The organism is Type-E symbiont of Plautia stali (assembly GCF_059731115.1).
This window is the reverse complement of sequence record NZ_AP035906.1, coordinates 3,867,877-3,880,570: the sequence shown is the minus strand read 5'-3', so window position 1 is coordinate 3,880,570 and position 12,694 is coordinate 3,867,877. Positions and strand designations below refer to the sequence as shown.

Sequence of the window (12,694 nt, the reverse complement as noted above, 5' to 3'; positions counted from 1 at the left end):
TCTTATTTGTACAGTTCTGCAGTCACATGAAAGGTGTCGCCGCGATTGTTTTCAATGATGCGATAGTGGCTGGCACCTTGCGCATCGGCTTTCTGCGACAGCTCCTGACGGACATTGGTCTGGTCGCCGTCAACACCGCTCACGCTGACAGTTTGATTCAGCGGTTGCAGCTGTGCAGCTTGTTCGTTAGAAACCAGGCTGGCGGCACTGGCACCGAAGGACAATACGGAAGCCAGACCTACGATGGCGATAGCTAATTTGGTTTTCATGATTCACTCTCCTGAAATGGGGTTTGGCAACCTGAGAGGCAAATGCGTCTCAAACGGGTCGCCGTTCACACTGCGTCTTGTTCAGCAAACTTATTTATAAAGTTCAGCGGTGGCGTGATAGCTGTCGCCGGTATTCGCTTCGATCACACGGTAGGCTTTAGCGCCTTCCTGATCGGCTTTGGCATTCAGCTGCTCATGGATATCCATCGGAGAACCGCCCACGCCGCTCACACTGATGGTGCCGGCAGGTTGCAGATTCGCTGCCTGTTGGGCATTGATAGAATCTGCTGCAAAAGCACCAAATGACAGGGCAGATAGAACACTCAGGGTTGCGATAGTAGTTTTAACGTTCATGGTATTTTTCCTCGTCTTCTGTTTTTATCTTTTTCTTTCGTGTGATTTGCATCACGAAAACAAGTATAGATCTAATCACCCATGAAATTAATATCTAGCTAATAATGTTTGGTTGTTATTCTTTATCCTTATGGCACCTTTTTAGAACTGGAAGTTATTAAAACCGGTTGATTCTTAACCATTGGCTGTTATTTATTCGTAAAAACAATGATCTGCATCAAATTATCTTTTCGTGCGAAAGATCATGGTCGATCCCGCTGGCTGATGCGTCATAAGAAGCTATAACCACTGAGCACAATATGTAAAGCAGTGTAAAATAGCGCGAATGGTTAAGAAGGGGAAAAGGTCGTACCAATATTTCGTCGGATGCAGAACCGGCAGCTATATCGATAACTTATTATTAAAAAAGGATTTTGTAACAAGCGTGGCGGGTAACGGATCATCAGGAAGGATGTTACCGGCAGATGATCTGCCGGTTAAGACCAGGGTTTTATAGTTCCTGTTCGAATAAAACCAGCACGGCATCGTGCAGCTGTTTAACGGAGAAACTACGCGCAGGGGTAATAAAGATGGTGTCATCCCCCGCGATAGTACCGAGAATGCCTTCCGCTTTACCGAGTGAATCCAGCAGGCGTGCAATCAGCTGCGCAGCACCCGGGCTGGTGTGAATCACCACTAAGGCATCGTTGTAATCGATATCCAGCACCAGATTCTTCAATGGGCTGGTGGTGGTCGGCACGCCAAGTTCGGCTGGCAAACAATAAACCATTTCCATTTTGGCATTACGGGTGCGCACGGCACCAAACTTTGTCAGCATACGAGAAACTTTTGACTGGTTGATGTTCTCGAAGCCGTCTTCCTGCAGCGCCTGTACGATTTCGCCCTGAGAGCTGAATTTTTCTTCTTTTAATAACGCTTTGAACGCTTTGATCAAGTCGTCTTGTTTTGATGGGTTTCGCATAAGCTACCAATAAAAGAGGGGTGCAGCAGGCAACAGGCCAGCAGCAGATAAATTATTATGCATTTAGATGAATTTTTATGCAATAAGCGTAGTGAGCGAATCGCGCTAATCAACTGCGGACAGGTATCATAGCAGAGTTTTGTGTTGCGCCAAAATCGCGGGCTGACGCGCAAAGCGAAGGTTGCAATGTTGTTATAGTATTGAAGTGGTAACAACTATATCGATGATCATTGCCGTCCATTGTCTTCTGGCTGCGATTGTATCATTCAGGCGACTTCTGAAGTGGAGATGTCTCGGGAGCCGATTGCGGCGTCATGTTATTGCGCGACAGGTTTGTCGCTATCGCCTGAGAAGTTGATTAAACTCGTAACCTGATGGATTTTCGGCATATCTCTGCCCCACCTTCATAAGGAGTTCAGGATGAAAGTTGCCGTTCTCGGTGCAGCCGGTGGTATTGGCCAGGCGCTCGCACTGCTGCTCAAAACTCAATTACCCGCAGGTTCCGCTCTCTCACTTTATGATATAGCCCCGGTCACGCCCGGGGTGGCGGTTGATCTCAGCCATATTCCTACCTCTGTGAAGGTGGAAGGGTTTAGTGGCGAAGACGCGACACCTGCGCTGCAGGGAGCCGATATTGTGCTGATTTCTGCGGGTGTGGCACGTAAACCCGGCATGGATCGCGCCGACCTGTTTAACGTTAACGCGGGCATTGTACGTAACCTGATCGAGCAGGTTGCCAGCACCGCGCCGAAAGCGCTGATTGGCGTCATTACCAATCCGGTTAACACCACGGTGGCGATTGCAGCTGAAGTGCTGAAAAAAGCCGGCGTGTATGACAAGAACCGTCTGTTTGGTGTCTCAACCCTCGACATTATCCGCGCCAACACCTTTGTTGCAGCGTTGAAAGGCAAGCAGCCCACCGAGATCGAGGTCCCGGTGGTGGGCGGTCACTCAGGCGTGACAATTTTGCCGCTGCTGTCGCAGGTTAAAGGCATCAGCTTCAGCGAACAGGAAGTGGCTGACCTTACTAAGCGTATTCAAAACGCCGGCACCGAAGTGGTGGAAGCGAAAGCTGGTGGTGGATCGGCGACCTTGTCCATGGGGCAGGCTGCTGCGCGCTTTGGTCTATCACTGGTGCGTGCGCTGCAGGGCGAAGCAAACGTGGTCGAATGCGCTTATGTTGAAGGGGACGGTGAGTATGCGCGCTTCTTCTCCCAGCCGCTGCTCATCGGCAAGAACGGTATCGTGGAACGCCGCCCGTTGGGTTCTTTGAGTGCGTTTGAACAGCAGGCGCTTAACGGGATGCTGGATACGCTGAAGAAAGATATCGCGCAGGGCGAAGAGTTTGTGAAGTAACGCTCAGCAGAAAAAACAACGCCCGGTGATTGCCGGGCGTTGTCATTTATAAGCCGCCAGATTTAAAGGTCTGGCTGGACGGTGAGCCATTGCTGGCCGGTGTTTTACGTCCCAGCGTTTCCATACGCACCTGGAATGGTGGGAACGGCATCTCAATACCGTGCTCTTCAAAGCCGCGCAGAATCAACTGATGCAACTCATGACGCAGTGGCATGCGGTGGCCCATCTCAGCTGCGTGCACACGCAATTCAAACAGCTGAATACCTTGCTGCAAGTCTACCAGGAACACATCCGGTGCGGGCATATCCAGCACGTAGGTACAGCGCTCGGCCGCCTGCTTGAGAATGTTGGTGACTTCATCACTGTTGACGTGTGCCGGAGCCGGGATGGTCAGCACCACGCGCGTGACAGAATCCGACAACGACCAGTTAACGAACTGCTCAGTGATAAAGGCCTTGTTCGGCACAATGATCTCTTTACGGTCCCAATCGGTAATCGTGGTGGCGCGGGTATTGATGCGGGTAATGCTACCGGTCAAATCGCGAATGGTGACGGTATCGCCAATACGGATCGGCTTTTCGAACAGGATAATCAGGCCAGAAATAAAGTTGGCGAAGATCTCCTGCATACCAAAGCCCAGTCCCAAACCTAATGCGGCGACAAGCCACTGCAGCTTTGCCCACTCAACGCCAATAATCGAGAATCCGACTAATCCGCCAATCAGCATCAGCACGTATTTGGTCAGGGTAGTAATGGCATAACCGGTGCCAGGTGACAGGCTAATGTGTTGCAGCAACGCCAGTTCCAGCAGGGCAGGCATATTACGCACCAGCTGAGTGGTGATAATGAACACCAGAATGGCAATCAGCACCGCGCCCAGCGTAATCGGCTGCACGCTCTCCACGCCCTGCACTGTGGTGCTGGCATCCCACAGTGGGATGTTGTCGAGGAAACTAAAGGCCGAGTGAATTTCCGACCACAGCACAATCACCGACACCAGCGCAATCAACGTTAGAATTGAGCGCACCAGGCGCAATGACTGCGCGCTGATCTCATCCAAATCCAGGCTCGGCTCTTCAATTTCGATGGTATCGGCGTTGGCGGGCGTTTGTTGATCTTTCTCTTCTTCGCTGCGCGCACGGTTCGCCAGCATATCGGCACGGCGTTGGCGGGCACGATCAAAGGCGATGCGGCGACGTTGGATCAGCATCCAGCGGCGAATGATGTGATAAATAACCAGCAGGAAGAACCAAATGCCCACCGAGGTTTCCAGACGCGCCAGCAGAGCCTGCGCGGTCGCCAGATAACCAATACAGGAAGCCAGTGCCGCCACCAGCGGGATGGCAATCATCAGGTTCCACAGAATGCGGTTAACGAAGTTGTCGCCGTTGCCTTCTTTATCCAGATACAGCGGAATCCCTGCGCGTTTGAGGCTGACGGTGACAATACTTAACGCACCACAAATCAGGATAAAGCACAGGCGACCGAGCGTGCCGGAAAACTGCGGATCGTCGAGATTGGCAAAAGCAATCAGCAGCATGATCAGCGGCACAATCAGGCCAACCGTCAGCGAGTAATAACGCATGGCACGCGCCACGCGCGCTTGTGGCCAGCGGAAGTGCACCACAAATAGCCCATCATGACGCGCAAAAGCAGCACTGATCATAAAGGCCCACAGCAGCGGCAGCGTGGCAGTGATGCCATCTCCAATCGCAACGGCAAACGGATAAGGCCAGGCATGCTGCAAACCAAAGCCCAGCGCGGCCCACAATACCGGCAGCGGCACGGCGACCAGAATCGACCAGAACACGGTGCGCAACGTCAGGCTAAAGCGGTCCTGGGTCACTTTGCCCACTTTGCTGGCGGAACGCGCCATAAAGGCATTGTAATGACGGCGCGAGCTGATGCTAAAGCCCACCAACAGCAATGCGCAGATGATTGGCATCACGGTTTCTTTGCTGGTAAACATCATCGCCAGCGCTTTACCGAGTTGCCCTAAGGTATCCAGCGACAGCAGGCGGGTTAAGTCACGCGCCACGTCAATCGGATACTTCAAATCGATGGCGCTGACATCCGCCGTCCAGAACAAATAACGGTGGGTGGCTTCCTTCACTTCACCCAGGGCGTCCTGCAACTGCGTGTTCGACACCTTCAGCTTGGTGATTTCCAGAATCAGTGTATCGCAGCCGGAGATCAGTGAGTTGAGCAGCTCGCGCTGGGTTTTCAGCTGGGCATCAAGAATACGGGTTTGCTCGCTGGTGAACGGCGTGCCGTCATCTTGCTTCTCTTTGCGCAGATCCTTTTGCCGCTCCAGCAAATCTTCATAATGCAGCCGTTGCACCCGCAGTTGGCCCATCTCACTGTCTATCTGCTGCGACTTCGGCATATCCGGCAATCGGGCGACTTGCGCACGTAAGGCTTCACCCAGCAGATTCGAGGCGCCCAGCCATTGTGATTGTTCGCGCAGGGTACTGAGCGCCTGGCGTACCTGTAGCGTTTGATTGGTGGCCAGACGTTGCTGCGAAGCGACCAAATCCATACGCTGAGCTTGCGCATTCAGGTCGGCTGAAAGTTCACGGTTGACGCGGAATTGATCGCTGATCGAAGCCGGTAAATCGCCGCTGTTTTCCGCCAACTGCTCGGTGCGTTCCAGCGCCAGTTCCGCTTCGCGTTGACGCTGGTTATTCAACTGATTGCGCAGCGATTGCAGGTAGTTATCCAGTTGCGTGGCTTTGCGCTGATGCACTTCCGCCCGCATGCGCGCCAGCTCCTGGCGATTGTTGGCGGAGAGCTGTGCCAGTTCTAACTCATCGACACGGGCTTTATTGGCAGCATTTTCGGCCAGGCGGGCATAAATCTGCGCCTGAGCCAGCGGCGTGGCGGCCGCTGAAAAGCCCTGAGCGCGGCGATCGCTTTCGGTCATCGCCCGGCGAGCATCGGTTTGCTGCTGCGGTAACTGTGAAAGTGAATCGCTAATCTCACGTGCGCGATCCTGCTCCTGTTGCGCCTGACGCCCTTCTTCCAGTAGCTGGCTGCTGATTTGCAGGATTTCCTGATCCAGCTCGGCGCTGCTCATGTTATTGCGCACCGTTTTACTGCTGTCGGTCAGTGTGGCGATCTGCTGACGCAGTTCACGTGCCAGCCGCGGAAAATCATCAATCACCTGCTGATACTGTTTAGCGCGCTCCAGCGATTCATCGCGCTCAGTGAGGAAATTGATGGCTGCTTCAATGGCCTGAACTTGCTCAGCTTGAGCAGGAGAGGCTTTGGCGGATTTGGCCGCATCCAGTTCCTGCTTCAACTGACTCGCGGGGGGAACGGTGGCTGCCAATACAGAACTGCTGAGCACCAGGCTCAGCAGTAGAGAGAGAAGAACGCGCACGGGAGAGGTTCCGGTTATTCAGCGAGCGGGGCGCTGTCGCCGGGCTGCGGCAGGGCAATCGCCAGCGGTTGGCCAAGACGGGTTTTACTCTCGGCTTCGAGACTTTCCGCCAGCTTCACGCGGCCCGGTGCGAACAGGTTAATCACCGTCGAACCGAGTTTGAAACGCCCCATTTCCTGACCTTTCAACAACACAACGGCGCCGTCGTGATCCGCTGAAGGATAACGCCAGCGTTTAATCACCCCTTCACGTGGTGGCGTAATGGTGCCCGCCCACACGGTTTCGATGCTGCCGACAATGGTCGCACCCACCAGAATCTGTACCATCGGGCCATGATCGGTATCGAAGACGCAGATCACACGCTCATTGCGTGCAAACAGGTTCGGGATGTTACGTGCTGTCAGTGGGTTCACAGAATAGAGATCGCCCGGCACATAAATCATTTCACGCAGTATGCCGTTACACGGCATGTGCACACGGTGGTAATCGCGCGGAGCAAGATAGGTAGTGATGAACTCACCATCGACGAACTTCTCTGCCAGATCGTCGTTACCGGCCAGCAGGGCCTGCAGCGAATAGTAATGGCCTTTCGCCTGGAAGATCTGATCGCCTTCAATGCGGCCTAACTGGCTCACCGCGCCATCAGCTGGCAGCGCCAGCAGGGTGGCATCCGGGTCAATCGGGCGCGCGCCCTCTTTTAATGGACGCACGAAGAAATCATTAAAGGTGCGATAGCTACCGGTGTGGGGTTTGCTGGCTTCCGCCATATCCACTTTGTAGTACCAGACAAACATGTCGATGACCGCTTTGGTCAGCCAGCCACCGCGACGACTGGCGCCCCAGCCGGCAAGTTCGGTCAGCCCTTTTTTAGGCAGAATATGATTCAGGCCGAGTTTAAAACGATCAAACACCGTTGCCTCCTGGCTTAATTACGCTTGGTTTACACAAAAGGGGGCGGATTGTAGCAGCGCCCCGGTCAGTTGGCGAATGTGCCGTTGTACCCGTTAATCTTCGCTGGCGGAAAAGTTTTTACGCGTTTTTACCTGCGCCATACTCTCCAGAATCCGGTGGTAGTTATCGAAGCGCGAGATGTTAATCGTCCCTTCTTCTACCGCTTCGCGAATGGCACAGCCGGGATCGGTATCATGCTTGCAGTCGCGGAAACGGCAACCGCCGATAAACTCACGGAATTCGACAAATCCACGGGTGATTTGTTCCGGCTCCAGATGCCATAAACCGAATTCACGTACGCCTGGAGAATCGATCACGTCGCCGCCGTGCGGGAAGTGATACAGGCGCGAAGCGGTGGTGGTGTGCTGGCCCAGACCGGAGTTATCAGACACATCGTTGGTCAGAATCTCATCGCCCGCCAATTCCAGTCCCAACAGGTTGTTCAGCAAACTGGATTTACCCACGCCTGATTGACCGGCAAAAATGCTCACGCGATCGGTTAAGGCCTGTTCCAGCTCCGCCAGGCCATCTTTGGCACGGCTGGAAACCATCAACACGCGATAGCCAATTTTACGATAGATATCCATCTGCTCATCGACAAACGCGCGGGCTTCCGCGTCGAGCAGATCAGTTTTGTTCAGTACCAGCAGCGGCTCAACGCCCAGGGTTTCACTGGCCACCAGATAACGATCGATGATATTGAGCGACAGCTCCGGCAGGATCGCCGATACAATGATGATCTGATCAATGTTGGCCGCAATCGGTTTGACGCCATCATAGAAATCCGGACGCGTCAGCACCGTTTTACGTTCATGAACCGCTTCCACGATGCCTTTACCGCCGCCAATCGCCGCACGCCACAGCACACGGTCGCCGGTGACCAGCGAGCGAATGGTGCGACGGATATTGCAGCGATGCACTTCGCCTACGCCGTCTTCCACATCTGCGTGCATGCCGAAACGGCTGATCACCACGCCTTCGCTCGCTTCTCCAAACAGGTTGTCATCCGGTTCCGGCTTTTCATTCCGTTGCTGCAGACGACGCTGATGGTTAGCGCTTACGCGACGTTGTTGACCCTTCGACAGTTTATTTTTGCTCACGCATCCTCTCACGGCTTTCGCCAGGCTTCGCCCCGCTGGGCAAAACGTCTATGATACACCTGAAACGAGTGTAATGACGACTTTGGCAATAGGCGGGAAACGCATGACAGCTGGAAATGAAAATAATCTGATTTGGATCGACCTGGAAATGACCGGATTGGATCCGGAGCAGGATCGCATTATTGAGATCGCCACGATCGTCACCGATGCCAACCTGAATATCCTGGCAGAAGGCCCGGTATTTGCGGTGCATCAGTCTGATGAGCAGTTGGCATTAATGGATGAGTGGAACGTGCGCACGCACACCAACAGCGGTTTAGTTGAACGCGTGAAAGCCAGCCAGTACGACGATCGTGCTGCAGAACTGGCGACCATTGAATTTCTCAAGCAGTGGGTTCCGGCTAACACTTCTCCGATTTGCGGCAATAGCATCGGCCAGGATCGCCGCTTCCTGTTCAAATACATGCCGGAGCTGGAAGCCTACTTCCACTACCGTTATCTGGATGTCAGCACGCTGAAAGAACTGGCGCGTCGCTGGAAACCCGATATCCTGCCGGGCTTCAAAAAAGCGGGCAGTCACCAGGCGCTGGATGATATCCGCGAGTCCGTTGCCGAGTTGGCGTACTACCGCGAACACTTCTTGCAGCTTTAATCGCCTAAGGGTGCGCAGGAAATCATCAGGTTGCTGATTAAATCAGCAAACGCACTGAAAGCGCAAAATTTTGCTTTTAGACTCTTGCGACTGAAAGGATTTCTCGTATAATGCGCACCCCGTACCGGTGAAGAATTTATTACGGTGCGCAGCAGTAACGCGAAGTTCCAGAATCAAGTATTTCGGTTTGCGGCAAGGCAGCAACTGAACGAATCACAGAGAGCTTACGTCAGTAAGTGACCTGTGTGAGTGAAGGAAGCTAACGCGGCAGCAAATTGAAAGACGAAGATTATGCGGGAATAGCTCAGTTGGTAGAGCACGACCTTGCCAAGGTCGGGGTCGCGAGTTCGAGTCTCGTTTCCCGCTCCAAACTTCGTTAGCAGTAACCTCTTTGCGGGAATAGCTCAGTTGGTAGAGCACGACCTTGCCAAGGTCGGGGTCGCGAGTTCGAGTCTCGTTTCCCGCTCCAAAATCTGTTTTAGTTAGTAGTAACCTCTTTGCGGGAATAGCTCAGTTGGTAGAGCACGACCTTGCCAAGGTCGGGGTCGCGAGTTCGAGTCTCGTTTCCCGCTCCAGATTTTCATATTCACTAATGTTATTTGCTCTCGGGCGTAATCAGACTTAAAACTGCTGCAGTCTTTATCGATCTTATGCGGCCTGGTTTTCTTTCTGGAAATTTTACGTACCGCATTAGCACCAACGATGCCTGTAGTCTGTTGCAGTTATCTTACAGGTTATCCACAATGCGCCTGCAACGTACTGACGGCGTTTTACCCTATCTGCAAAACTGTTTTGAACAGAGTTATCCACAAGCTCTGGACAAGCCCCTGCGCGCAATATTCTAATTAAATGTTTACAATAATCATTTAACTAATTGATTATTAATGAATTAAAGGTATTTCAGTCTGTGAATAGTCTTGGTAGACGATATAATGATCCCCGTCACTATTCGGCTTTATAATTTTATTCACAGCATGTGGAAAAGGATTTTATCCTGCGCGATTGTTCAATCACGCATCACGGGCCAGGCCTTTCTCGACGGCACGTACCAGGCGCTGTTTCTTCGCGGGCTGAACATCCACGCTCTGTGCCGCACGTCTCTGTAATTGCTGCGCGATGGCCCAGTCAATATGCTCATCCAGCATGGCGTTTTCACCGCTACGCATTTGCAACGCCGCCAGATTTTCTTCTGCCCAGGGCGCATTGCCCAATGCCACTGCGATATTCCTCAGCCAGCGTAAGTGGCCGATGCGGCGAATCGCAGAGCCTTCAGTGACTCGCAAGAATTTCGCTTCATCCCACTTGAAGAGATCCACCAACGGCGGCGCGTGCAGCACCGCGCGCGGCGAGAAATCATCTTCATCGGTCAACTGACCATAACGATTCCACGGACAGATAAGCTGGCAATCGTCACATCCATAGATGCGATTACCAATCAGCGGGCGGAACTCTTCCGGTATCGCGCCTTCGAGTTCGATGGTGAGATAGGAAATACAGCGCCGCGCATCAACCACATAAGGTTCAACGATAGCGGAAGTCGGGCAAATAGTGATGCAGGCGACGCAGCGACCGCACTGTTCTTCCTGTGGCTGATCGACGGGCAGCGGCAAATCAATCAGCAACTCGCCGAGAAAGAACCAGGAACCGGCTTCGCGATTGAGAATGAGCGAGTGTTTGCCGGTCCAGCCCAGGCCTGCTTTGGCGGCAATCGGGCGTTCAAGGATGGGGGCGGAATCAACAAACGGGCGGAAATTGAGTTCGCCACAATGCGCCTGGATTAACTCTCCAAGCTTTTTCAGGCGATTGCGCAATACTTTGTGATAATCGCGGCCCAGCGCATAACGGCTGACATAGCCAAGCTGAGGATTTTTTAAGGTGCTGGCAAACGCCGCTTTGGCCGGAAGGTAGTTCATGCGCACGCTGATCACGCGCAGTGTGCCGGGCAGGAGTTCATTCGGACGCGCACGCATCATGCCGTGGCGCGCCATCCAGTCCATCTCTCCGTGATACTGCTTCTCCAGCCAATCCTGTAATTTGGGCTCTTCAGCGCTAAGATCGGTATCGCAAATACCAACCTGCTGAAAGCCGAGTTCGCGCCCCCACTGTTTAATTTGGTGGGCAATCTGTTGAAGATCGAAAGGGTATGACATGAGAAACCAGGCAATTGAAGCAAACCCGCGCAGTTTACCACACTCTGTCTGGCCTGCGCAGGCGATAGGGCAACTGGAGCGCGATGCGGCGGATAGCCTGGGTTTAACCTTGTACGAATTAATGCTGCGCGCCGGGCAGGCGAGCTATGAGCGAGTGCGGGCACAGTGGCCGCAGGCGCAGCACTGGCTGATTCTGTGCGGACAGGGTAATAACGGGGGCGATGGCTATGTGGTGGCGCGGCTGGCACAGGCGGCAGGATTGCGCGTCACATTGCTGGCGTGCAGCGGTAATCAACCCTTGCCGGAAGAAGCGCAACAGGCGCAAGAAGCCTGGCTGGCGGCGGGCGGGGTGATACATGCCCCGGATGCGTCATGGCCGCAAAACATTGATGTGATCATCGATGCATTGCTCGGCACTGGCATCAATCGTGCGCCAGCCGCGCCTTACGCTGAATTGATTGATCTGGCCAATGCACATGCCGCGCCCATCTTCGCGATAGATATTCCATCGGGATTGAATGCTGCCACTGGCACCACGCCTGGCAATGCCATCAACGCGGATGTCACCCTGAGTATGATTGTGCTGAAACCGGGATTGTTGACGGGTAAAGCTCGCGATCACGTGGGGCGGTTACATTGTGATGCGCTAGGGCTGAACACCTTCCTCGCAGGCGAGACGGATCCCATTCAACGCTACGATGCGGCTGATCTGGTGCACTGGCTGAAACCACGAAAAGCCACTTCGCACAAAGGTGACCATGGATGTTTAGTGGTAGTGGGAGGGGATACCGGCACCGCCGGGGCGATTCGAATGACGGCGGAAGCGGCGCTGCGCAGTGGTGCTGGGCTTGTGCGCGTGCTCACGCATGAAGATAATATCGGCCCGATTCTGACCGCTCGGCCGGAGCTCATGGTCGATGCGCTACGTGAAGAAACGCTGGAACAGGCCCTGCAATGGGCTGACGTGATCGCTATCGGGCCCGGACTGGGACAACGTGAGTGGGCTCAGAAGGCACTGAAAAAAGTCGCGGCCAGTGAAAAGCCGATGCTTTGGGATGCTGATGCGCTTAACCTGCTGGCAATCAAGCCGGATTACCGTCAGAATCGCATCATTACTCCGCATCCTGGCGAGGCCGCACGGCTGTTAGGCGTGAAGACCAGTGAGGTCGAACGCGACCGCTTACAGGCGGCGCAAACGCTCGCTAAACGTTACGGCGGTGTGGTGGTGCTGAAAGGCGCAGGCACGATCGTGACCAGCGCGGCAGGTGACATCGCGATTGCGGATGTAGGCAATGCGGGGATGGCATCCGGCGGCATGGGCGATGTCCTGAGCGGTATCATTGCGGCCATGCTAGGCCAGAAACTGACTTTACTTGAGGCAGCCTGCGCGGGCTGTGTCGCACACGGTGCAGCAGCTGATGCAGTTGCCCGGCAGCGCGGTACGCGCGGCATGTTAGCCACTGATTTGTTCGAACTGCTGTGGCAGTTTGTTAATCCAGAGATGATCCAACAATAAAGC

10 protein-coding genes and 3 tRNA genes are annotated in these 12,694 nt (G+C 53.9%); 6 read left to right on the top strand and 7 right to left on the bottom strand.

Annotation, left to right across the window (positions count from 1 at the left end):
* Positions 1–2: 2 nt before the first annotated feature.
* The 3 genes from AC6I8L_RS17855 to argR all read right to left on the bottom strand — a co-directional run bounded on the left by AC6I8L_RS17855 (position 3) and on the right by argR (position 1,584).
* Positions 3–269 carry a YdgH/BhsA/McbA-like domain containing protein gene (locus AC6I8L_RS17855; protein WP_058959558.1) on the bottom strand — a complete coding sequence of 89 codons (267 nt, stop codon included), beginning with the start codon at positions 267–269 and terminating at the stop codon, positions 3–5.
* A gap of 90 nt (positions 270–359) precedes the next feature.
* Positions 360–623: a peroxide/acid stress response protein YhcN gene (gene yhcN / locus AC6I8L_RS17850; RefSeq protein WP_034831133.1), complete on the bottom strand. Its 264-nt coding sequence runs from the start codon at positions 621–623 to the stop codon at positions 360–362.
* A gap of 490 nt (positions 624–1,113) precedes the next feature.
* Positions 1,114–1,584 (bottom strand): transcriptional regulator ArgR, encoded by a 471-nt coding sequence (gene argR, locus AC6I8L_RS17845; protein ID WP_034831131.1) that lies wholly within the window; start codon positions 1,582–1,584, stop codon positions 1,114–1,116.
* A gap of 420 nt (positions 1,585–2,004) precedes the next feature.
* Between argR and mdh the strand changes: the two genes are divergently transcribed.
* On the top strand, positions 2,005–2,940 hold the full coding sequence (gene mdh / locus AC6I8L_RS17840) for a malate dehydrogenase (protein ID WP_058959557.1): 936 nt from the start codon (positions 2,005–2,007) through the stop codon (positions 2,938–2,940).
* Between the two features lie 46 nt (positions 2,941–2,986).
* Here mdh and mscM read toward each other — a convergent pair whose 3' ends face one another.
* The 3 genes from mscM to rsgA form a co-directional block, all read right to left on the bottom strand.
* A complete protein-coding gene (gene mscM / locus AC6I8L_RS17835; RefSeq protein WP_058959556.1) occupies positions 2,987–6,322 on the bottom strand; it encodes a miniconductance mechanosensitive channel MscM in 3,336 nt (1,111 codons plus the stop codon).
* A 14-nt stretch (positions 6,323–6,336) separates the two neighbouring features.
* Positions 6,337–7,233, bottom strand: coding sequence for an archaetidylserine decarboxylase (gene asd / locus AC6I8L_RS17830; protein ID WP_034829399.1), 897 nt, complete (start codon positions 7,231–7,233; stop codon positions 6,337–6,339).
* 93 nt (positions 7,234–7,326) lie between these two features.
* The gene (gene rsgA / locus AC6I8L_RS17825; RefSeq protein ID WP_034829385.1) at positions 7,327–8,373 is read right to left on the bottom strand and encodes a small ribosomal subunit biogenesis GTPase RsgA; all 1,047 of its coding nucleotides are present in this window, start codon (positions 8,371–8,373) and stop codon (positions 7,327–7,329) included.
* 103 nt (positions 8,374–8,476) lie between these two features.
* On the opposite strand from rsgA, the gene orn reads away from it, so the two are divergent.
* The 4 genes from orn to AC6I8L_RS17805 all read left to right on the top strand — a co-directional run bounded on the left by orn (position 8,477) and on the right by AC6I8L_RS17805 (position 9,600).
* Positions 8,477–9,025, top strand: coding sequence for an oligoribonuclease (gene orn, locus AC6I8L_RS17820; protein WP_034829381.1), 549 nt, complete (start codon positions 8,477–8,479; stop codon positions 9,023–9,025).
* Positions 9,026–9,318: 293 nt separating this feature from the next.
* Positions 9,319–9,394 (top strand) — tRNA-Gly (locus AC6I8L_RS17815).
* Between the two features lie 24 nt (positions 9,395–9,418).
* Positions 9,419–9,494, top strand: a tRNA-Gly gene (locus AC6I8L_RS17810).
* 30 nt (positions 9,495–9,524) lie between these two features.
* Positions 9,525–9,600, top strand: a tRNA-Gly gene (locus AC6I8L_RS17805).
* A gap of 435 nt (positions 9,601–10,035) precedes the next feature.
* On the opposite strand, the gene queG is transcribed toward AC6I8L_RS17805, so the two are convergent.
* The gene (gene queG, locus AC6I8L_RS17800; RefSeq protein ID WP_058959555.1) at positions 10,036–11,175 is read right to left on the bottom strand and encodes a tRNA epoxyqueuosine(34) reductase QueG; all 1,140 of its coding nucleotides are present in this window, start codon (positions 11,173–11,175) and stop codon (positions 10,036–10,038) included.
* Here queG and nnr point away from each other — a divergent pair.
* The gene (gene nnr, locus AC6I8L_RS17795; RefSeq protein WP_072226498.1) at positions 11,174–12,691 is read left to right on the top strand and encodes a bifunctional ADP-dependent NAD(P)H-hydrate dehydratase/NAD(P)H-hydrate epimerase; all 1,518 of its coding nucleotides are present in this window, start codon (positions 11,174–11,176) and stop codon (positions 12,689–12,691) included. The genes queG and nnr overlap by 2 nt on opposite strands.
* The last annotated feature ends 3 nt before the right edge of the window (positions 12,692–12,694 follow it).

What these genes read in the sequence shown, in the direction of transcription:
- AC6I8L_RS17855 (WP_058959558.1), bottom strand. Translation starts at nt 269, where the DNA reads ATGAAAACCAAATTAGCTATCGCCATCGTAGGTCTGGCTTCCGTATTG.
- yhcN (WP_034831133.1), bottom strand. Translation starts at nt 623, where the DNA reads ATGAACGTTAAAACTACTATCGCAACCCTGAGTGTTCTATCTGCCCTG.
- argR (WP_034831131.1), bottom strand. Translation starts at nt 1,584, where the DNA reads ATGCGAAACCCATCAAAACAAGACGACTTGATCAAAGCGTTCAAAGCG.
- mdh (WP_058959557.1), top strand. Translation starts at nt 2,005, where the DNA reads ATGAAAGTTGCCGTTCTCGGTGCAGCCGGTGGTATTGGCCAGGCGCTC.
- orn (WP_034829381.1), top strand. Translation starts at nt 8,477, where the DNA reads ATGACAGCTGGAAATGAAAATAATCTGATTTGGATCGACCTGGAAATG.
- nnr (WP_072226498.1), top strand. Translation starts at nt 11,174, where the DNA reads ATGAGAAACCAGGCAATTGAAGCAAACCCGCGCAGTTTACCACACTCT.
- queG (WP_058959555.1), bottom strand. Translation starts at nt 11,175, where the DNA reads ATGTCATACCCTTTCGATCTTCAACAGATTGCCCACCAAATTAAACAG.